Here is a 21,117-nt window from a genome sequence, read left to right on the forward strand (position 1 = left end):
TTCGCCTACGTCCCGGCTTGGCGCCTCGCTGACGTCCTACCGATTGAGAGCACGATGCCCTGCTGCGCCTGCTGCACGCGCGGCACCACCTGCAAACGCACCCGCAGTGTGACGCGTCCGTCGCTCGGTGACGCGAACGCCGCCTCGGGAATGGCCTCCCGCACCGCGGGCGGTGCGGCAGCGGGGGTCGCCTCGTCGAAGGAAAGCTGCACGGTACCTTCGCCTTGCAACGCGCGCGCGCTTACGCGATCTCCGGTGCGCACGGGCACCCGCAGCTTCTGATCGACGCGGGCCAGCATGGGTAGCAGGATCGTCGCCTGCGGGCAGGCATCGCTCAACAGGAACGGCTGGTCGGGGAAGTCGCGAACGAGGGGCATCGCCATGGCATTCGCCGAGTCGACGGGTGGCAGCGCACCGAGCTCCTGATCGATCGTACCCGTACCGGGCTGCATGGTCTGTATGGCACTATCCAGCATGCGCGGATTGGGCGTAACCGCTGCTTCGATGAGCGAGTCCGCGGCGCCGGCCGGAATAGGGCGCATGGGGTCGGACGTAACGGGCCAGCGCACGCTGATGCGGCGTGACCCGTCGCGACTCACCCCCTCGAACAGGTAGTACCCCTGCGCGCCCGGCACGAGATAGCGCAGACCGCTCACGCTGCCGCCGTCAACGAGTCGGATGGCTAGCGGCGGCATGGTAGTGTCCATCGGCAAACCGTACGGAATCGCCATGGCGGCGACGCTGCGCGTAACCAGGTGACCACACAAACGCGCCGTCATTCGATCGTCGCGACGCGGCATGACAAGAATGCGCAGCGTGCTGTCACCAGCGACGCGTGCTTCCCAGCGACCGTTGACTTCGACAACCGTCAGCGCGAGTGCGCTTGGCATGGCCGGCGCGGACGACGAAACCGCGTTGGCACGCGAAGGCGGCGACGCGCCGTCTCGACAGCTAGCGAGCGCCGTACAACAGACGAGCGCGGCATGAAGGGAGACGGCGCGGGAGCGAGACCGAATTGGCATGTGCGAAAGAAACCAAGAAGGGAACCGGATAACCAGAGAGGCCGAACGCGTGTGCGCTCGGCCTCCCGATAGTTACGACCTGCTCACGACGACCTCACCTGGCCCAGCCGATGCATCACGGCGGGGTTACGCTGTTGGCGAGTCCGGTACCACCAAACGTATAGAACTCCTGATTCTTCACCGCAAGTTCCTTAGCCGGCACCGGCATTTCGCGTGGTGTGCCGGCGAGCAGTCCACCGGTGATACGACGACGCTGATAATACGACACCGGGCCAAGGCCGAGCAGTTCGATTTCCTGTTCGTAGATCAGTTTCTGCAGCAGCGATGCCTGGCCTTCGCCGGCGGTAGCCGCTGAGAGGCCACCGCGATCGACCCGCGTCGTGTTGATCAGGTTCGCGGCCGTGGCCAGGTTGCCGCCCGAGCGACGCAATTCGGCTTCTGCCCAGAGCAGGTCGTTCTGGTTACGGCTGATGACCGGCGCTACGCCAAAACCACCGTAGATCGCGTTCGGCGACTGCTCGCCGGACTTATCGTAGCGAATATGGCCAATGTTCGACTGATGGTACATCCCGCGATCAGGACGGTAGATTTCTGCGGTGGAGTACACGAAGTCCGTGCCGCCCCTCGCCGTCTTGGGAAAAGCCCCGAAATCAGAAGAGAAATCCGACGGACCAAAGGAGCCGTCGCCCAACCGCTTGTCGGCGGAGTTCGGGCGCGAGTTGCCGCCGTCGGGATACGGTGTTCTCTGCGTGGCAGGATCGAGCAGGTTGGCGACGCGCGTGTGCACGCGGCCGCCGTCGAACGAGTTGAACCAGTACAGGATCTCGTGGCACCACGAGCTGCAGCCATCGCCCGTGAAGTTGAAATCGAACTTCGCGCCAGACGAAATGCCGCCGGCGGCGAGCGCCGATACGGCTGCCCAATCCACCGCCGTATTCTCCTCCGGTGTCCGTGGATAGTATGCGAGCGTCATCGCCGACATCGTCCGGGCCAGCTGGGCAATCTGGACATTGGTGTATGACGTGCCATTGGTCCAACCGCTGGGCGTGGTGAACACGTTGGCCGTGGCCAACGTTGCTGCTTGGCCGAGCGAGGTAATGGCGGCATCACGCACCTGCTTGCGCGTTTGGTACTCGAGCGTGTTGAGGTCCGTGTTCTCGTCGATCACGTACCCCTTGTCGTAGTTGAGTGCGATACCCATGAGCGAGGCACCACGCATCAGCTGCGCAATCGTTTCTGCCCGCTTGGTGTTGGCGGCGGTCGTGATCACGAGGTTGTTCTTGCGGATAGCCGTGAGCACGTCCACTGCCGACGACATACTGGAGTAGTAACCCTGCCAATACCCGATCATCGTGGTGCGGGCAGCCGACGCCAAATCGTTCCTGTAGGCGCGCGTGTTGCGCGTGCCATCGGCATCGATCGACGAGTAGAAGTTCATGTTGTAGTTGTTCCACGAGGCCGAATACGTCTGGGCCATCGTGACCAGCGGTCCGCCCCCTTCCATCCCGTCGTACGTGTTGAACCACGAGCGCATGGTGCCGCCGGCCACCGCTTCGATCGCGGCAGGATCCGCGAGCGCGCGCTTGGAATCCGGCGCATTCGGGTTTTCGACGTCGAGCGTGTTGCAGCCGGCGAGGAACAGCGCCCCCATGCCGACCGCGAGCGTGCGATTCCGCATGATTTGATGACTCCGGTTGGCGGCGCTCACAGTCCGAGCTCCAGCATGAACGTGAACGTCTTGAAGATCGGATACGTGAAGTAGTCGACGCGATACGCGAACGGGTTGGATCCGCCACCCGAAACATCCGGATCATAACCCGAGTACTTGGTGGAGGTGAATAGGTTGCGGCCGACCACGCCGATGCGTGCCGTGCGTCCGTCACCCATGCCGACGCGCTTCACGAGCGACGCCGGGAGCTCGTAGTTCACAGCGAGTTCGCGCAAACGCGCGTAGCTGCCGCTCTCGACGAAATAGTCGTTGGCGTCGAAGTTGTTGTAGAACGTCGCGTAGTAGGTCGTCGGCTTCTTCTCGACGTCCGGCTTGCCACGCTGGTCGAACGCCGGGTCGCGCTGGTCGAAGAACGGCCACTGACGCGTGTAGTTGTAGATGTCGCCGCCCTGCACCCAGTTTACCACCGCCGTGACCGAGAACTTCTTCCAGTTCATCTGCGTGTTGAAGTTCAGATTGAAGTCGGGGTTCACGTCGCCGATCTGGAACAGCGAGTTGCCGGTGGCGTCGGTGAACTTGATCGGACGCTCGTTCCCAGTGCGGTAGGCGCTTTTCGCGACGTAGAAGCCTTCTTCATTCTGCACATAGTCGGCGGCCGTGCCGGTGAGCCGGCGTGAGGCCACCATCTCGCTGACCTGGTCGGCCGTGCGGAGCCACCTGCTGCCGTACACGATGCCGAACGGCTCTCCGGCCGCGAGTCGGAAGATGGTGGTGTTGGCGACCGGTCCGACGAGATACGGTGGCACGCTGAGGCTGCGCACAACCTGACGCGTGCGGTCACCGGCGATGTTCACCCGCCACAGAAAATCTTTCTTGTTGGCCAGCACCGCGCCAAGCAGGACTTCGTGCGTTTTGCCGCCCAGCGAACCGGCGTTGAGCCACTGCGACTGGTAGCCCGTCGCGGCCGACACGGGCACGTTCAGGATCTGGTCGTCGGTGATCTTGCTGGAGTAGCTGTACTCGAAGGTGAAGTTCTTGAGGAAGTTGACGTTCAAGCCGGCTTCGATTTCGCGCGAGAATGCTGGACGCAGGTTCGGGTTGCCGAGCGTGATCTTGACCGGGCTGCCACCCTGAATCGCGAATTGCTCGTATTGCGCATCGAACACCGGGCGGAGACCCGCCTCGCCGTAGGACATGCGGAGCTTGAACTCGTCGATACCGGGGAGCGTGAAGTCCTCCGACACGCGGTACGCGCCCGAGAGACGCTTGAACAGCTTCGAGCGCTGATCGGCGCCGAACAGCGACGACTCGTCGCGACGAATGAGTCCGTCAACGATGAACTTGTCCTTGATGTCGAACGTGGTGATCGCGAAGAAGTTCTGGTTGCGGATCGGCTGCGTGTAGGAGCCCGGGATGATCGGGCTCTCGGGATCGCGCGACGCGGCCGAGAACTCGGTCACGCGCGGCACCGTGAGCGACGAGGCGAAGATGCTCGTGCCGGTGTTGTTCTGGTCTTCGTACACCCACGCCAGCTTGGTGGTGTTCGTGAACCACGACGTCGCCTTGATGGCCGTCAGCGTGCTGCCGAGGTTGTACGCCTTCGTCTGATCGACGTCGCTGGAGATGTTGCCCTTGCTCACCGTGCCCGTGGAGCCGATGTAGCCAAGCGGCCGGTACGAGCGCAGTTCACGCGAGCCGCGGTCGAAGTTCGTGTTGGCTTCATACGTGAGCCATTGGAACGGGCGATAGCGCACCTTGAGCGTGCCCGTGAAGCGGTTGCGATCGTTCAGGTTTTGAACGTTCGACCAGTTGTAGAGCGGGTTGGCGACATTACCCGACGCCGGCGTCTGACGAATGGCGGCCTTGTAGGGCGTGCCGTTCGGGTTGTTCTCCAGCAGGTTGATGTTCGGCTCGAGGAAGCGGAGACCGAAGAAGGCGTCGCCCGAACTGTCGTCGGCCGCATCGGCCTTCGACTGACCGAAGAACGCACCCGTCTGGAGGTCGAGCTTGGGGTGCAGTTCGAGATCGAGGTTCATGCGGAAGTTCTGGCGGTTGTAGCCGCCCAGTAGATTCGCGATGCCCTGATCCTTCGAGTTCTGAAAGGAAGCGTTGAAGTTCGATTTCTCGTTACGCTGGCCGATCGAGATGTAGTTCGTCATGAACTGTCCCGAGCGGAACACATCACCGAGTTGGTCGAAGACCACCGGGTACGAGTTGTCGGAGATCCGGTCATCTTCCTGCACGCGGTTGCCATTGGCATCGCGCAGAAATTCGCCCGCAGCCGTGACCTTGTACGGATGCGAGAAGTTGTTCGGGATCGTCTTGCGGAGATCGTTGCTGCCGATCTCGTTGCGCACCGTGACGCTGGTCTGGCCAGCGGCGAGTGCTGCGCCACGCTTCGTGAAGATCTGTACCACGCCGTTGGCGGCGTCGGAACCGTACAGCGAGCTCGCGGCCGCCCCCTTGATCACTTCGATACGTTCGATGTCCTCGGAGTTGATATCGGCGAGCGACAGACGCGTGATCGTGCCATCGACGATGATGAGCGGATCCTGGCTGCCCGTGAGCGACGTCGGGCCGCGAAGCCGGATGCGCGGCGCCGATCCGGGCTCACCATTCACCGCTGTCACACTGGCACCGGCCACACGGCCGCTGAGTGCGCCGAGTGGCGAGGAGGCCGGCGCTTCCTTGATCTGCGCATTGTCGATCGCAGCGACCGCGAAGGTGGTCTTCTTCTGCGAGGTCGCGTCCGACACACCGGTCGTAACCATCGTTTCGAGATTCAGGACGTCCTTCTCCAGCTCGAAGTTCTGCTCACTACGCCCGGCGGCCAGCGTGATCGATCGACGGATCGGACGATAGCCGATCGTGCGCGCGAGCAGGCTCACCGGCTTACTCGCCCGCGACGGATCGACCGTGAACGAATAGCGACCTTGCTGGTCGGTGACCGCACCAACCGAGAGTTCCGTGAGGCCGACCTGTGTACCACCCAACGGCTGACCGTTCGAGGTGACGCGACCGGCAATGGTCATCGTCGCCTGCGCTTGCGCGGCGTCGGGTTTCAACAGGAAGATGAGGGAGACGGCGGCGAATAACCGCCGCGAGAGGTGATGCATTCGTGCTCCTGGTCGGAGGTTCGTCCCTACGGAGTGCGGCTGGTGGCGGTCCTGAGTCGTTTAGACACTTCGTACCAATGGTAACCACAAACGTCACACACGCGTCACGGTTTGTCGACCCTTTTGTGGGGTTGAGTGTATATCCATGGTTCTATCAACCAATTTGAGACCCATGTCGGCCTTACACCCCGTATCTGACCACACGAATTCACTGTCGAGCTCGGCATTTCTTCGACGAGTGATCATGAGCGCCGTGGCGTTCGCGCTCGTGGCGACTCCGCTCGCCGCGCAGAGCGGCGCCCAAGCCGCAACCCTGCGCGGGCGGATCCTCGATGCCGAAACCGGCGCACCGCTGGTCGGCGCGACCGTGGCGGCGACTACCACTGGGGCAAGTGTGCAGACCGACTCGGCGGGCCGATACCGGATCGATGGACTCAAAGTCGGCATCCACCGCTTTCTGGTCAGCGCCGCTGGCTACAACAGAGGGTCGGTCACGTTGGCCTTCGCCCCGCGGGAAGTGATGGAGCGCGATCTCGAGCTCGATCCCATGGGGCGCGTACTCTCCGCCGACGACAGCGCCAAGGCCCAGCTCCTGGCCGTAGTGCCCGTGACCGCGCCGATGTCGGCGGGACGGCGCTTCGACGACTTCGAGCGGCGCCGCACCACCGGCCGCGGGCAGTACCTCACCCGCACCCAGCTCGAAGAGGGACATTTCGGCACGTTGCAAGATGCCATGCGCCCGCTACGTGGCGTACGATTCTCCTGCGCGGGCTCGACCTGTCTGGTGCAGATGGCACGTGCGCCGCTGGGCTGCGCGCCCGACTATGTGGTCGATGAGCGCGTGGACAACATGTTCGGTCCACTCATTCCTGTGCGCGATATCCAGGCGATCGAGGTGTACACCGGCGCCAGTGATGTGCCGGGTGAGTTCGCCGGGACCAACGCCGGCTGCGGCGTGATCGTCATCTGGACCGCGAATGGTCGTGAATCGAGGAGAAAGTAGCGTGATACAGCGTGTGACACGCCATGCAATTGCCGTGTTCGTGGCGGTACTGGCGGGCTTCACGCCGGTCGTCACGGCAGCGCAAGCGCCACCGGCCACGACAGCGAATGCGAAGGCGTCAGTCGCCACCGACAGTCTCAGCGTCGAGCAGTTCGCCGCGCTCGTGCGCCGGCTCTCCGACAGCGGTGGCTACTTCGACACCGACAACTTGATCTCGAACGAATCGAGCTACCTGCATCCGCTCACGACGCTCGACAAACTCGGCGTGCGCGGTGGCGCGTACATCGGCGTCGGACCCGATCAGAACTTCAGTCTCATCGCACGTGTGAGTCCGACGATCGCCTTCATCACGGATATCCGCCGCGACAATCTGCTGCAGCACCTGTTGTTCAAGGCGCTGTTCGAGCAAGCGAGGAACCGCACCGAGTACGTGGCGCTCTGGCTCGGGCGCACGGTGCCCTCCAACATCGAGGCGCTGCGCGATCAGCCCATCGACTCCATCGTGGCGTGGGCGTCACGCACCGCCGCGACACCAGCGAGCGCGGATGCCGCCGTGCGCTCTGTACGCACGGACGTGTTGCGTTACGGCCTCGCCTTGTCCGCGAGCGATCTCGCCACGATCGAGCGATTCCATCGCACCTTCATCGCGCAAGGGCCGGCGTTGCGCTTCACGAGCACCGGCCGCGCGCCGCGCGACTACTATCCCACGCTCGGACAGTTGATGTCAGAGCGGGATCTCGCCGGTCGGCAGGCCGGTTACCTCGCGCGGGATCGCGACTTCCAAGTGGTGAAGTCCCTCCAGCGCCGTAATCTCGTCGTTCCCGTGGTCGGCGATCTTTCTGGTCCCGGCACGTTACCACGCATCGGCACCGTACTGCGCGAGCGACGGGAATCGCTGTCGGTGCTTTATGCGTCGAACGTGGAAGACTATCTCATTCGCGACGGTCGCTTCGCGGCGTATGCGCAGCACGTGGCACGTCTTCCGCTCCAGCCGCACAGTGTCATCGTGCGTAGCTGGTTTGGCGGCCCGGGGTCGCATCCAGCGTCGGTCGCGGGCTACTATACCACACAGCTCGTGCAAACCATGGCTTCATTTGTGGCCGACAGCGCGGTTTCGCGAGTGCGCAGCTATAGGGAGCTCGTGCAGCGGGCGTGGGAACGGTAGTGTCGACCTCTTTCTCCGATCGCCGCACATCGTGACCTACGCGCTCTTCAAACTGCTACACCTCATCGGTCTCGTCCTGCTCGTGGGCAACGTAACCGTGACGTCAGTCTGGAAGGTATTTGCGGATCGGACCGGTCAGCCGGCCGTCGCTGCCTTTGCCACGCGCATGGTCATCGTCACCGACTGGTTCCTCACCCTCGGCGGCGTCGCGCTTTTGGCGGTGGGCGGATACGGGATGACGACCGTGGCCGGCGTGCCGATCTTCAGTACGCGCTGGCTCGCGGTGAGTCAGGCGCTCTTCGCCGTCGCCGGCGTGATCTGGCTTGGGATCCTCGTCCCGACGCAAGCCGCCCAGCAACGGATCGTACGCACCTTCCCCGCCGATCTGCAGGAACTCCCCGCAGACTACCGCCGACTCTCTGCGCGGTGGATCACTTGGGGGGTCATCGCCACCCTGCCTCTACTCGCGGCGATGTACCTCATGATCACGCGCCGTTAGCCCTCCGCTCCGTTCACGCACGACGTCGTCACGCTACGAACCATACCAATACCGCCGTCAGCAAAAACGTAATCCAACCGGGATGGTACCCTTTGGTGCCGACGAGCACGAGCACTGCGCCACTCACGCTGGTAACGCAAAGCGCAGTCTGCATGTCGACCACTCCACCAAGGTGTTGTCGCTTTTGCCCCAATCTCAGCGGCAAGATCGCAGGATGGGAGTGACCTCCACCAGCGAACGTGGAGACGATGGTGTCGACTCATCGTTCAACCGGCAGATGAAGCCGGAGCCCTGCGTTGACAGCGATCATCTGACCTGCGCCAACGTAGCCGCCGAACAGCGCATCCCCGAAACCGCCGAGTGGGAACGCCGCGCGCCCAACGGCCGCGATCGCGCCTTCATCGCCGACATCCGGGTAGGGAAGGACGCCAAGTCCAAGGTAAAACGTCTTTCGCGACGCGCCGGTCTTTACGAACTGGACCCCTAGGGTAGACATGGGCGGCTCTCCCGCTGCGCTCACGCGATTGATGTCGATCGCCGCGTTCGTGCCGGCACGACGACCGACACGCAGGTGCAGTGAGGGAAGCAGTCTGTTCGACCCAGATGCGACATCTTTCCACTGTTCGCGGGGCAGGCTGACTGCGCCCAAGCCGACGGCGATCTTGTTGCCTTCTCGCAAAAGCAAGCCGCCTGCGAACGTGCCTGCGAACGTGCCTTCGAACGGCTCGAACAGCGAGCATTCACCGCTGCCATTCACGCTTGTGCAGCTCCCCGCTTGCGCTGACACTCGGCCTGCGAACGCCGCGAGATGGATCGAGGGGGTGGGGAGATAGTCCACGATCCCACTCGCTATGAGCGCCGTTACCGCGCGCTTCTGTAGCACGTCGCCATCGCAGCTGAACAACTGCGGCAGATAACGCTCCCCGCCGACGCCCACCGCGATATCGAGCTTCCCCGATTTCGATTGCCCGACCCCAACGGGAACGATTTAAAACGCGAGGAGCGAAACGAATGCGCTCCAGCGGCGAATACCGAGCCGCAGGACACGCACGTATCGAAACAGGAAACGGATTGAGTTGGGCATGAATCCCTCGCTACGAGAACGGAGTGGGTCGCACCTATGGAGCGAGTCGCAAAAGGCTACGCGTGGACCACGGCAAACGTCGATACGTCGCACGACGTAGGCGCGCGGACGACTGGCCGACTTACCGTCTCCTGGCGAAGGGGGACCCGACCTGGCCTGCCCGTTCGCAAGTAGTCCGGCACACGATAGCCCCATTCCCGACTCCCTACTCCCTACTCCCTACTCCCTACTCCCTACGAAAGCCGTACTACGCGCGTAACATCATGGCGATGCGTGAACTGCTCGACGCCGAGCTCCCCCCCGCCTGCCCTCCCGAGTATACGCACGCCATTGCTTCGCCAGCTCGCGAGTATTGCCCGCCTCGCCGCCAACGATACGCCCACTGACAGCGAAGCGTCTCCGCTTTCGCGACGGTCGTTCGTCTCTGGTGCAGCCATTGCCGCCGCCGGAGCGACGCTCGCCGCATGCGGCGACACCACATCGCTGACGGCCCTTGTCGACGATGCCACGCCAAACGCCGGGAAGAGCATTGCGCCCGCTCGCGTCGTCATCGTCGGAGCCGGACTCGCCGGGCTGACCGCCGCGTATCGCCTGAAACAGAAGGGCATCATTGCCACCGTCTACGAAGCGAACACGCGACTGGGTGGACGCTGCTGGATCAACCGCTCCAGCTTTGCCAACGGACAGATCGCGGAGCACGGCGGTGAATTCATCGATCAGGCGCATACGGCAACTCGTCAGCTCGCACAGGAACTCGGACTCCCGCTCGACAACGTCGTGGCGGCCGAACCGAGTGGCAGTGGGCCGTTCCATCACTTCGACGGAATCGCTTATTCGTACGCGCAAACGGTGAACGACATGAAGGCTGTATGGAGCCACTCAAGCGCGACTACGTTGACGCTGGCTATCCAACCTTGTACACGTCATCGACCGCGCGTGGTCGTGAGCTCGACGCGATGAGTGTTCGCACCTGGATCACGCAGAACGTGCCCGGCGGGATCACGTCACGACTGGGGCAACTGCGCGATGTGGCGTATTGCATCGAATACGGTGCCGACACGACCGATCAAAGCGCGCTCAATCTGATCTATCTTCTTGGCGCCGTCGGCCAGGGGCAGATCAGGCTCTTCGGTCCATCAAATGAAAGGTACACAGTGCGCGGCGGTAACGATCAGATGGTGTCGCGCCTCACCGCCGCGCTGAGTGGGCAGATCGTCACGGGCAAGGTATTGAACGCCGTGACCTCCAGCGGCAATCGGTGGACGCTCGGGTTTGAAGATCGTAGCAGTGTGACGGCCGATCGCGTCATTCTCGCGCTACCGTTTTCCGTGATGCGCGAGCGTGCGAATCTGAGGAATGCCGGATTCCCTGTACAGAAAATACGTGCGATCAACAAACTCGGGTTGAGATCCAACGCGAAACGCGCGCTGCAGTTCACGACGCGGCATTGGAACACGCTCGGCTGCAGCGGCGACAGTTATTCGGACACCGGCTACCAGGCCCCGTGGGACGTCACGCGCGGGCAAACGGGTGCGAACGGCATTTTCGTGGACTACACCGGTGGTTCGGTCACGGCCAGGCAGAGCGGCGGCTTGCCGAGCGCACTCGCGCAGCAGTTTTTGGCGCAGGCCGAGGCGGTACTTCCCGGCCTGTCAGCGAGGTTCACCGGTGCCGTGACGTTCGACGATTGGTCACGCAATCCGTGGACGCTGGGCTCGTACGCGTACTTCAAAGTCGGTCAGTATCAGCGCTTTGCCGGCGCCGAGGGCGAGATCGTGGGCAGCTGTCATTTCGCCGGCGAACAGACGTCACAGGATGCGCAGGGTTATCTCGACGGTGCCGTGGAATCCGGCAACCGTGCAGCAGATGAAGTGGTGTCCGCGTTGACAGCGTAGGACTGCGCCCGACACGATCTCGGTCTTCGAGGCAGCGGTTCGGCGCTCACACCAGACGCATCGGTCCTGGGTACTGCCCGACGATCGCGTCAGCAGTGACGAGCGTAATCCCCTCGCACGTGGCTTGCGCGATCAGCAGTGGATCAAAGGGGTCACGATGCAGTTCCGGCAACGCGGTCCCGCTGACCGCGTGCTCACTGGTGATTGGCACTTCGACGTACCCGTTGTCCAACAAGCCACGGTGCAGCACGCGCGGTCCCACTCGGAAATCGTCGCGGCCCAGGGAGTGCTTGGTGGTGATCTCCCAGAGGCTCGCCGCGCTGCACAGCAGCTTGTGTTGCGTATCATTGATCAACTTCCACGCGGCGGGGGAGAGCCGTCGCGGATGCGCCGCAGCCCACAGCAGCAGCTGAGTATCGAGCAGGAGTTTCACAGCGCGTTGGCGCGGCGCTGGCGATCGTGTCCGAACATGGACGCGATCACGTCGTCACCCATACGATCGAAATCCTCGGGGACATCGATCTCGCCAGTGAGAAAGCCCAGACGCTTCGGCGTCGCCGGTGCATCGAGGGCGGTCACCTTCACCATGGGCTTGCCCGCTTTGGCGATCAGGAACGACTCGCCGCCCGCCGCTTGTTCGCCGAGACGCGACAGCTGTGTCTTGGCTTCGTGGATATTCACGACTCTCATGGGAGCTCGGTACAAGTAAACTAAACTGGATAAACTAGGTTACTGGCCAGGCCGCGAATCAGTGCGTAGTGCCGTCATGCGGCGTACTGCACGTGCTTCTCGTGAAACAGATTCTGCATGATCTGCGGGTGCTTCTGGCAGCGGACGAGATGTCGGCGCACGGGTGCCATCATCTCGGCCACAGCATCACGCGAACGTCTGCCTTGTTCTCCGCCACGAACAGTTTCGCGAGACGCGAAGCACAGCAACACTGATCGATACCGGCATCGCGCCGGCGGACCCGGGCGCGCCGAACCACCACTCCTGTGGTTACGGTGCTTCTGTGCATGACGGTCCCGCGCGCCTCCGCGCAAACGACCGACATGCCGCGCCTCGCCGTTCAAGTCGAGACCAGACAAAACGACCCCATTCCCAAACCGCCTTAGTGACATGTGCCGTTCCAGTGCCAAAACGTTGGGATGCGACTGAATACAATCCAGAACTATTTGCTGCACTGATCAGTAATGCGAACAGCGGGTTTCGTGAAAGCGTGGAGCGCGGGATTGGGCAGAAAGGGAAGGCATTCAGCGGCGCGCGCCAATGGCCGCCGTGCTGAGGAACGTGGCACGCTCGTTGCTGCCTCTCTCGGTGGGTGTTGACTCGCGACCCCCGGCGCCCTCACGAAGAACGAGGCCAGAACGTGAAAACGATTACGACGATCAATCCCGCCACCGAAGAAACGCTTACCACCTACGATTTGATGAGCGAGGAGACGGCCTGCGCAACTGTCGCGGCCTGTCACGCGGCGTTCCTGCAGTGGCGAACAACAACCCACGAAGAACGCGCGACGTATCTGCGCGATATCGCCCGCGCCTTGCGTAAGCACGTCGACGCACTCGCTGCGCTGATGACGGCAGAGACCGGAAAGCTGTTGCGCGATGGCATGGCGGAGGTCGAACTTTGTGCGCAGCTCTTCGAGTACGCCGCTGAGCATGGTCCGGTACAACTGGCTGATGAACCACGAACGCACGGCGGCGGCCACAAGTCGGGTGTGGTGGCGTACTGCCCGATCGGCGTCATCTACAGCGTTCAGCCATGGAACTTCCCGGTCTACCAGCCGGTCCGTGTCCTGGCCGCCAACCTGATGGCTGGAAATGGCGTCATCCTCAAGCACGCCAGCATCTGCACCGGCAGTGGTCTGTTGCTTCGCGATATTTGCCTGGGGGCGGGGTTACCGAAAGGCTTGTTCGATGTGGTGCTGGTCGACCATGACATTTCTGACGCGATCATCGCGCATGAGTACGTTCGTGCGGTGACGATGACGGGAAGCGACGTGACGGGACGCCACATTGGTCAGGCCGCTGCCAAGCTCCTGAAGAAGACGGTGCTCGAGCTCGGATCGAACGACGCTTATCTGGTGCTCGAGGACGCCGATGTTGCACTGGCGGTAAAGACGTGCGTGCAGGGTCGCCTGTACAACAACGGCGAAACCTGCGTGTCCGCCAAGCGGTTTGTCGTGACCGCAACAGTGTACGACGACTTCGTGGGCGCTTTCGTCGAACAGATGAAGGCCATTACCATGGGCAAACCGACTGCGGATGACACACAGCTGGGTCCGATTGCGAGCAAAGGGCAATTCGACACATTGTGCGAGCAGGTCGCAAAGAGCATCGATGGTGGTGCCACGTTGCTCTGCGGCGGCGTCCCCGACAAGGCGGTCGGGTACTACTTCCCACCCACCGTTCTGGCCGACTGTCGGCCGGGAACGCCGGCCTATGACGATGAGCTATTCGGACCGGTCGCATCGATCATCAAGGCCAGAGATGACGCCGATGCCATGCGCATCGCCAACGACAGCCGCTACGGCCTCGGCGGCGGGATCTTCACCCGGGACGAGAAGAAGGCGTTCCGGCTCGCACGGGATCACTTCGACACGGGCATGGTTCGCATCAACACCTTCGGCACGGCCGACCCCAACATGCCGTTCGGCGGCGTCAAGGATTCGGGATATGGGCGCGAGCATGGCGGCTTCGGCATGAAAGAGTTTGTCAACGTGAAGGCGATTTACATGTCATCGGTCCCATCATGAAGGCCGCGGTGATCACGACCTACCAGGCGCTGATCGAGATCGGGAACATCCACAAGCCGGTTATAAAAGCCGATTCGGTCCTTATCGCTGTGCACGCCGCGAGCATCAACCCGATCGACGACATTCTGCGGTCGGGCGCGATGAAGGACACGGCTCCGCTCACCTTCCCTCATGTCATGGGCTACGACGTATCGGGTCTGGTTGTTGAAGTCGGTAGCGATGTGCGCAACATCAAGGTCGGCGATGCCGTGTTTGCTCGGCCGAACCAGGATGACGCCGGCGCGATCGCCGAGTTCGCCCGGGTCAAGGCCAGCGAACTGGCCCTCAAGCCGGACACTTTGGGCCATGCCGAGGCCGCATCAGTCCCGCTCGCCGGGCTGACCGCGTGGCAGGCGTTGATCACCAAAGGCAAGCTGAAAGCAGGCGCCAAGGTGCTCATCCACGCCGGATCCGGCGGCGTTGGTACGTTCGCCATCCAGATCGCCAAGCATGTGGGTGCTTACATCGCGACCACCAGCAGTGGCCGCCATGCTGATCTGGTGAAACGCCTCGGCGCGGATGTCGTGATCGACTACAACACCGAGGCGTTCGACGAGCAGCTGTCCGACTATGACTTGGTGTTCGACATGCTCGGCGGCGACACCATGAAGCGTTCCTTCAAGGTGCTGAAAAAGGGGGGGACGATGATCTCGATCAAGGGCCAGGACACCGAAGGCCTTGCGGCGCAGTATGGCGTGCGCTTCGAAGGGTTCTACATGGAACCGAACGGCACGATGCTGGGCGAACTCGGCGCGTGGATAGACGCGGGAGCCGTGAAGCCTGTTATCGGGAACACGTTCCGCATGGAGCAGTCCGCTGCCGCGTACGAGGAACTGGCGAACGGGCATTCCGTCGGCAAGATCGTGATCGTGATCAGGTAGGTCGCTCGCAGCGTGACCGAGCAGCCGAGACCGGCCCGCCGTTACATGCTCGTCACGTACAGAGCACGGTGGGCGACTTGGCCACGATGGGCGGTCGCGCCGTGTACATCATCACCGGGCCGCTCTAGGCCACGTGTGCCACGCCGCGCTGGATCAAGCAGAGCCTGGGCGAGCAGAAGATCCGGATCCCCGACTCGACGTGGAAGGTGGCCATCATCGGACCGTACAGCGCGGGCAATCCGTTCACGCATGGCAGCATCGTGTCGTGGGACGACCTCGCCAACACTACGGTGCTCGCAGTGAACATGCCGAGTGTATCAGGCGTGAGAAACGATCCGTGAAGTAAGTACCTCACCTCGGTGGACCAGATCGAGACGTCGACCGGCTACGACTTCCTGTCGCTGCTGCAGACGGCTTACCAGACCGCCGTCGAAGCGGGTGACCGCGCGCCGGTGGCGAAGTTCGCGGGTCTCCATCGCACGCGACTCCGGCATTGTCGCTTCGATGCTGAAGTGCGTGAACCCTTGTCGTTCGACGAGATATTCGAAGGCACGGTGCTTCATACGGAAGAATTCGCGCGTGCCATGGGTCGCTTCGCCAAACGCAACGACACGTGCATTACCCACGATCGCTCCAATCTCGGCGAGGTCGTCGAATCCGGATCCCGGCGCGTCGGTAGAGAACGGCTTCGCCACGGAGTTCAGCCACGCCGCCGTGGACGAAGCGAAGGGGGCTACGCCTTCGAAATCCAGATTCTCGGGCCTCGAGGGAAGACGTGCATAGAAGTTCGTGGTGGCTGTGCTGTCTAATGTCGGCGCGCCGGCCGTGCTCGTACCCGTCGTAGCGACCGTGCCGTCGACCACCTCAAATCGCATGTCGTCTACGCGTGCTGTTCCGACACCGTTCAGCAACGCGCCAATCGTGATGCCTACCGGATTGCCCGGTACATCGAGCACAACGCTGTAAAGCAACCAATCGCTCGTGCCGTCGATGGCGCGACCGAAACTGATCAGGTCTTCGAGAACGATCCCCACGAGGTAGAACACAGTGATCGGGACGACGAGAAAGGGCAGACCGTACACCAGCGGCTTGAATCGGTTTTGGATCGTCTTCCACGCAAGAAACAGGGGCGGCAGTATCAAGGCTAAGGTGCAGGCCCGCATGATCCACATCTTGCGAGGATCATTGCCAAAGAAGTGATGCACCCAATCCACAGCGGCACATAGTTGAACAGGAGCGGGCCGGCCAGCGTGGCAAGCCAGGACGTGTCCGGATGCGCCTCTTGGCACCCCTTGGTGAGCGCAAAGAAGTTGAACGTCTTGTAGCCCCACTCGCCGCAGATTGCGAATCCCGCAGCGTGGTGCACCATCTCGTGGCTCACACCCATCAGGGCACTCAAGCAGTAGAACGCGAGGAGATACCGCCAAGTTATCGGAATCTTCACCGTGCTCGTTCCTGATCGGGGAGACATCAGTCGTATTGGGAGCTCGCCGGGCAGATCCCGGATTGGCGCCCGAGCGCATTCTGCTGCAGAGCCTTCGCATAAATTGCCGCCAGTGAGCGCGGCGAGTAAGCACGCAATCCTTGAAGGCGCTAGCAAGAGCAACGCAGCGATGTGCCCAACGAGGCCCCGCGGTGACATGCGCGTCGCTCCACACGTGTCTGCAAGTCTTGTCGGTCTCGCTCCTCGAGAAGATTGATCTTGTCAGCGCGCTCCAGCCGGATCACGCGCCGCCGTCACCGCTGGAGATTGCGTGCCAGTTTCTGCTCTTTGACCCCTGATGGAATTACACATTCGGCAAGGCCCACCCCTCGTCAAAACGACCATTCCCCCTCTACGTCCCACACGCCGGCAATAGTTCCGCGGTCGCTCCTGCTGCTGACTGCTTGCCACACTTTAACTTCGAACCGGACACTAGTGAGGAGGGAAACTCACGATCGAGATCACCGCGTACTTGACTGTGAAAGCACGCCGACGCACCGTGCTCTCCGCAGCGAGAGCATGACGCCCACGATCCGTTGGTGTGTCGACCCTCGTGCGCTACAGCTGCCCCAGCCACGACAGCTTCACGATCAGCGAACGTGCCATGGGTGTGCGACCAGCCTGCACGGCTTGGCGGTCGTTGTACACGACAAAGAGATAGGACAGCGGGAGAAACTCCCAGCTGAAGCGCGCGTTGAGCGTGGCGCGTTCCGCCGCAGTGTTGTACTGGTAGAACGCGCTCCACTGCACGCGCGGGTTGAGGAACACCCGAAGTTCGGGGCCGGCAAGATGCGTCACGAAGCTGGAGTCGCGCAGGCCGACGGAGCGCAGTCGATTGACTTCGTACGCGCCACGCACCGACACCAACGGGCTGGGCGACCATCGAGCCGTTACCTCGGCGCGTTCCAGACGGCCATTGAAGAAGGCACCACTCGTGGCGGTCACCGTGGTGGCCAGCTTTGCGCTCTGATCACTCCTGAATGTGAGCCCACCGCGCACGTAGTCGTACGATCCCGGCGCTATCTGGACAGAGGGGAAAAGCGTGACGGCCACCGCGGGACGTTGACTGTTGTACTCGACCGCCGGCGTAATCGTACCGCCGTTGCGGAACAGGATTTCACCGGTGTAGGTGATGTTCGCTTCCTGTAACTTCCCGGAATTCGGATCGTTGAACGCAATGGCATTCGGACCGTGGCGCAGCCACACGACCGATGCCGGTAGTCGCTTCGGCTGCAGCGTCCACGTGACAAACGGATTGGTCATCACGACGTCCGGTCGCGAGACAAATCCCATCTGCGGGTTGTAGTCCTTCGTCACGACGGCGCCAACCACGCCAATCAGCGAGGTGGCCGTATTGCGGGTAATACCATACGTGCCGGCGAGACCTGTCCGTCCTTCTTCATTGGACGCCGAGATCATGCCGGTGAATTGCGTGAGTTCACCGAGACGCGACAAGGCGTCCACCGCCACCATGACATTGCGTCGACCACTGACCATACCATTCGCGTCGGTCACCTCGCCGTCGCGCAGCGCGAGCGTCGTCCCCACGCGCGTGGCGCGCCCCAAAAACTGACTGCCGCGTACCACACCGAACGTCGTGGCACCCTGACGGCCAAGGGCAGCCTGTCGCATGGCGAGCGCGCCGGCGGTGGTGCGTCCCGAGCGAAAGGCATAGCGCAACCCGGCGTCGATGGGTTGTGGCGTGCCATCGTCACCGAGTCCAATACGACGCGTGAAAAACGGTTGCACGAAATAGCGCCCCGACACGCCACCACTCCCACCGATCGTTCCTGAGCCGAGCCCACCGGCGTTGAGGAGATCGGCGTTTTCGAGAAAGAACTGTCGCCGCTCGGGGAGGAAGACGCTGAATCGTGTGAGGTTGACCACCTGGCGATCCACGTCGGCCTGCGCAAAGTCGGTGTTGACGGTGGCTTCGAGCAGACTATTGGCCGTGGGCGCCCAGATCACTTCACCGCCAACGTCGCCCAAGGTGCCGTTGAAGGCGCGTGCCGATCGGTCGGTCACGCGCTGGCCCAGCAGATACGGACGAATGCGGACATTGGTACGCGGCGGCGGCGGTTGAATCGAGTCGAGCACACCCCCGTACGTGATGCGCCACGAGGAAAACTGCCGCGGATAGGGCATCCACGCACTCCACTGGGCCACCCGCCGCGTATTACGTACGAAGTTGATATCCCAGGACGTGAGGCCGGGGGCATAGCGCAACGAGCGCCACGGAATGGCAAATTCCGCGATCCACCCGCTGTCGGCGCGGGTGGTGCGCACACGCCAGAGCGCATCCCAGTTGAAGTTGAATGCATCGCCGCCGTCGAACGCCTGCACATCGGCCTGTGACCCCAGCGGTGTCGCCGTGAACTGCAAGACGGTGCGCCTATCACCCAATGGCCCGATGGTCACGCCAAAGACGTCATTTTCGGGTGGTTCAAAGTCTCGGCGTAAGTCGGGCATGCGGAGCGAGGACATACCAGCGCTATCAGCATTGAACGCGGCGATGTACAGGTTCTCGTCGTCGAAGAGCACACGGACCTGCGTGGGGTAGCGCGTGGTGGGGACGTAGTCGGGACGGACCTGCGCAAAGTCCCCGGCCACCGGCGCGCTACGCCAGTCCGCCTCGCCGAGGCGTCCATCCACCGTGATGCGACCACGCGCCCTCCGCGCCACCAGATGCCGCCGGCTCTCTTCGGAAGGTTCAGGAACCGTCGGGGTTTGTGCGGCGGCAGGGCCGACTATTACGCCAACGAGAAATGGGAGTGCCAGTAGGGCGCCGTACAGGTGGAGCGAACACTTTCGCATTGAGAAAAGATACGGTTCGACGTGGGTGGGTGTCCAATGCGCGCCTGCGGACTTGAACTTGTCCCGGCGTCGCTCGGGTCGCACGAAACGGCGGGGAGCAGCAATGAAAGTTCGTGCCCCATGAGCACCGTTCCCCGAGGCTGGTGTGTAGCGAGTGTCAACCCAGCTTCACCTCGATCGTCTTCCATTTGCCCTGCTCGAAGCGCCACACGCTCAAGGCGCACCGCAGCGCGTGACCGAGCACGATGGCGAGCCAGATGTCACGGGGCACCAGCGGCCGTGTCGCCTGGAGCGCCGTGAGGATGCCGATCGGCAACGCGAACTGCGAGAGCGCCGGCTTCTGCCGCGGGCGATCAGAAGAAACGCCAGCGTAGCGAGCTACCAATCCGTCCGACTGCAGCACGCCTCGTGAGGCGGTCGCGGGAACATGCGTGCGAACGATGCCGCCTGCAATGCGGCGTGGCCGCTTCTCGCGTCATGGGCCGACCGCATACGGATGCGCGACGTCAGGGCTGCCGGCACACGCTCGAGCCAACGGCCGTGTTGCGGAACTGCACCCGATACGTCGAACCTCCCGGGTCACTCGCGCCGTACTTGAGCTGGCAGGGCGACGCCTGAGGAGCCGGTCCCGAGAGACTCTGCAGAGCGCCAGACGCAGCGCCCAGCCCATTGCCTGACCCGCCTTTACCGTAAAGACGGGTGCCAAATCCAACGACAAGGTAAGGTCCGGTAAACGATCCCCTGATCTCCTGTAAGGAGGTTTCGAGAGAACCATAGGAAGACGACCGGAACACTTCCCGGAAACTGCCATCGCCCTGAAAGGTATCTGGTGAGCCGCCGCAACCTACAAGGAGTGCGACGAACACGGGCACGACACGATTCCGCATCTTGACCTCCAAGAGAAGAGACGCCATGGAAATCGAGCAGCGTGTCGCTGTTAATCAGCGCAATGCATTCGATGCTCGGAACCGACCACCACAGACTCGCGGTCAGGATCAAGGGTCAAGTCAGCTGCTGATTGTATGACCTAACGAGGCTGTAGAAAAAGTCCCACTGCGTGCCGATGTGGAAACAGACTCGCGACGGATCAGGACGTTGGCCTCAGAGAGGATCTGCGGTGCGATTGCCCTTTCGTCGAGGCCTGTGATGGCGCGCGACAAGAACGACGCAACCGGGGCGCCGGCCTATCCGCCGAAGACCTTGTTGCAGGTGGTGCTCTTCGCCTACTCGCGCGGAATCGTGAGCAGCCGGGTGATCGCCCGCGCCTGCGAGGAGCACGTGACGTTCATCGCCCTCGGCCAGGACACGCGACCGCACTTCACCACGATTGCGCACTTCGTGAGCTCGTTGGGAGCGGACAAAGCGCCGATCTTCGCGGCGGTCCTCGCGGTGTGCGACAGCCAAGGCCTGATCGGGCGCGAGATGTTCGCGATCGACGGGGTGAAGCTGCCGAGCAATGCGTCGAAGCAGCGAAACGGCACACGCGCCGACTTCGAGCGCCAGGCCACGAAGTTGGAGGCCGCTGCGACGACCATGCTGGAGCGCCATCGCGCCAACGACACGGCCGACGTGGAGCCCACGCTCGCCGCGAAGACGCCACAGCGCCACGAGCGGCTCATGCGCGACGCCGAGCAATTGTGCGAATGGCTCGCCACGCATCCGGAGGATCGACGGGGCGCGACGGGCGCC

20 protein-coding genes are annotated in these 21,117 nt (G+C 62.7%); 8 read left to right on the forward strand and 12 right to left on the reverse strand.

The window, feature by feature from the left end:
* Positions 1-5: 5 nt before the first annotated feature.
* The 3 genes from ACESNG_RS13745 to ACESNG_RS13755 all read right to left on the reverse strand — a co-directional run bounded on the left by ACESNG_RS13745 (position 6) and on the right by ACESNG_RS13755 (position 5,807).
* Positions 6-890, reverse strand: a complete 885-nt coding sequence (locus ACESNG_RS13745; RefSeq protein WP_373064874.1) for a hypothetical protein — start codon at positions 888-890, stop codon at positions 6-8.
* A 247-nt stretch (positions 891-1,137) separates the two neighbouring features.
* The gene (locus ACESNG_RS13750) at positions 1,138-2,700 is read right to left on the reverse strand and encodes a hypothetical protein (protein ID WP_373069421.1); all 1,563 of its coding nucleotides are present in this window, start codon (positions 2,698-2,700) and stop codon (positions 1,138-1,140) included.
* 26 nt (positions 2,701-2,726) lie between these two features.
* Positions 2,727-5,807: a SusC/RagA family TonB-linked outer membrane protein gene (locus ACESNG_RS13755; RefSeq protein ID WP_373069423.1), complete on the reverse strand. Its 3,081-nt coding sequence runs from the start codon at positions 5,805-5,807 to the stop codon at positions 2,727-2,729.
* A 244-nt stretch (positions 5,808-6,051) separates the two neighbouring features.
* Between ACESNG_RS13755 and ACESNG_RS13760 the strand changes: the two genes are divergently transcribed.
* From ACESNG_RS13760 to ACESNG_RS13770, 3 genes are read left to right on the forward strand one after another with little or no spacing between them, the layout of a single operon-like run.
* On the forward strand, positions 6,052-6,810 hold the full coding sequence (locus ACESNG_RS13760; RefSeq protein ID WP_373064880.1) for a carboxypeptidase regulatory-like domain-containing protein: 759 nt from the start codon (positions 6,052-6,054) through the stop codon (positions 6,808-6,810).
* Positions 6,811-6,823: 13 nt separating this feature from the next.
* A complete protein-coding gene (locus tag ACESNG_RS13765) occupies positions 6,824-7,975 on the forward strand; it encodes a hypothetical protein (RefSeq protein ID WP_373064882.1) in 1,152 nt (383 codons plus the stop codon).
* Between the two features lie 31 nt (positions 7,976-8,006).
* Complete coding sequence (locus ACESNG_RS13770; protein WP_373064884.1) at positions 8,007-8,474, forward strand: DUF2269 family protein; 468 nt, start codon at positions 8,007-8,009, stop codon at positions 8,472-8,474.
* Positions 8,475-8,502: 28 nt separating this feature from the next.
* Here the strand turns inward: ACESNG_RS13770 and ACESNG_RS13775 are convergent, their stop codons facing one another.
* Positions 8,503-8,628, reverse strand: a complete 126-nt coding sequence (locus ACESNG_RS13775) for a hypothetical protein (protein WP_373064886.1) — start codon at positions 8,626-8,628, stop codon at positions 8,503-8,505.
* Between the two features lie 105 nt (positions 8,629-8,733).
* A complete protein-coding gene (locus ACESNG_RS13780) occupies positions 8,734-9,411 on the reverse strand; it encodes a hypothetical protein (protein ID WP_373069425.1) in 678 nt (225 codons plus the stop codon).
* A gap of 477 nt (positions 9,412-9,888) precedes the next feature.
* Here ACESNG_RS13780 and ACESNG_RS13785 point away from each other — a divergent pair, with 477 nt between their 5' ends.
* The gene (locus tag ACESNG_RS13785; protein ID WP_373069427.1) at positions 9,889-10,518 is read left to right on the forward strand and encodes an FAD-dependent oxidoreductase; all 630 of its coding nucleotides are present in this window, start codon (positions 9,889-9,891) and stop codon (positions 10,516-10,518) included.
* On the forward strand, positions 10,515-11,453 hold the full coding sequence (locus ACESNG_RS13790) for a flavin monoamine oxidase family protein (RefSeq protein WP_373069428.1): 939 nt from the start codon (positions 10,515-10,517) through the stop codon (positions 11,451-11,453). Before ACESNG_RS13785 ends, ACESNG_RS13790 begins: the two co-directional genes overlap by 4 nt.
* A gap of 46 nt (positions 11,454-11,499) precedes the next feature.
* Here ACESNG_RS13790 and ACESNG_RS13795 read toward each other — a convergent pair whose 3' ends face one another.
* Positions 11,500-11,886 carry a type II toxin-antitoxin system VapC family toxin gene (locus ACESNG_RS13795; RefSeq protein ID WP_373069429.1) on the reverse strand — a complete coding sequence of 129 codons (387 nt, stop codon included), beginning with the start codon at positions 11,884-11,886 and terminating at the stop codon, positions 11,500-11,502.
* Positions 11,883-12,143 (reverse strand): type II toxin-antitoxin system Phd/YefM family antitoxin, encoded by a 261-nt coding sequence (locus ACESNG_RS13800; RefSeq protein WP_373064896.1) that lies wholly within the window; start codon positions 12,141-12,143, stop codon positions 11,883-11,885. Before ACESNG_RS13800 ends, ACESNG_RS13795 begins: the two co-directional genes overlap by 4 nt.
* A 679-nt stretch (positions 12,144-12,822) precedes the next feature.
* Between ACESNG_RS13800 and ACESNG_RS13805 the strand changes: the two genes are divergently transcribed.
* Positions 12,823-14,211 carry an NAD-dependent succinate-semialdehyde dehydrogenase gene (locus ACESNG_RS13805; RefSeq protein ID WP_373064900.1) on the forward strand — a complete coding sequence of 463 codons (1,389 nt, stop codon included), beginning with the start codon at positions 12,823-12,825 and terminating at the stop codon, positions 14,209-14,211.
* Positions 14,208-15,131, forward strand: a complete 924-nt coding sequence (locus tag ACESNG_RS13810) for an NADP-dependent oxidoreductase (protein WP_373069431.1) — start codon at positions 14,208-14,210, stop codon at positions 15,129-15,131. The genes ACESNG_RS13805 and ACESNG_RS13810 overlap by 4 nt, the downstream gene beginning before the upstream one ends.
* 124 nt (positions 15,132-15,255) lie before the next feature.
* Here the strand turns inward: ACESNG_RS13810 and ACESNG_RS13815 are convergent, their stop codons facing one another.
* The 5 genes from ACESNG_RS13815 to ACESNG_RS13835 all read right to left on the reverse strand — a co-directional run bounded on the left by ACESNG_RS13815 (position 15,256) and on the right by ACESNG_RS13835 (position 19,831).
* Positions 15,256-15,438 (reverse strand): hypothetical protein, encoded by a 183-nt coding sequence (locus tag ACESNG_RS13815; protein WP_373064792.1) that lies wholly within the window; start codon positions 15,436-15,438, stop codon positions 15,256-15,258.
* A 10-nt stretch (positions 15,439-15,448) separates the two neighbouring features.
* Complete coding sequence (locus tag ACESNG_RS13820) at positions 15,449-16,294, reverse strand: hypothetical protein (RefSeq protein ID WP_373069433.1); 846 nt, start codon at positions 16,292-16,294, stop codon at positions 15,449-15,451.
* Positions 16,276-16,575 (reverse strand): hypothetical protein, encoded by a 300-nt coding sequence (locus ACESNG_RS13825; protein ID WP_373064796.1) that lies wholly within the window; start codon positions 16,573-16,575, stop codon positions 16,276-16,278. Before ACESNG_RS13825 ends, ACESNG_RS13820 begins: the two co-directional genes overlap by 19 nt.
* A gap of 597 nt (positions 16,576-17,172) precedes the next feature.
* On the reverse strand, positions 17,173-19,428 hold the full coding sequence (locus tag ACESNG_RS13830; RefSeq protein ID WP_373069435.1) for a DUF5916 domain-containing protein: 2,256 nt from the start codon (positions 19,426-19,428) through the stop codon (positions 17,173-17,175).
* A 157-nt stretch (positions 19,429-19,585) separates the two neighbouring features.
* A complete protein-coding gene (locus ACESNG_RS13835) occupies positions 19,586-19,831 on the reverse strand; it encodes a hypothetical protein (RefSeq protein ID WP_373064800.1) in 246 nt (81 codons plus the stop codon).
* 743 nt (positions 19,832-20,574) lie between these two features.
* Between ACESNG_RS13835 and ACESNG_RS13840 the strand changes: the two genes are divergently transcribed.
* A partial coding sequence (locus tag ACESNG_RS13840; RefSeq protein ID WP_373069437.1) for a transposase occupies positions 20,575-21,117 on the forward strand: 543 nt, incomplete at its 3' end.

It is taken from the genome of Gemmatimonas sp., from assembly GCF_041689975.1.
Taxonomy (GTDB): domain Bacteria; phylum Gemmatimonadota; class Gemmatimonadetes; order Gemmatimonadales; family Gemmatimonadaceae; genus Gemmatimonas.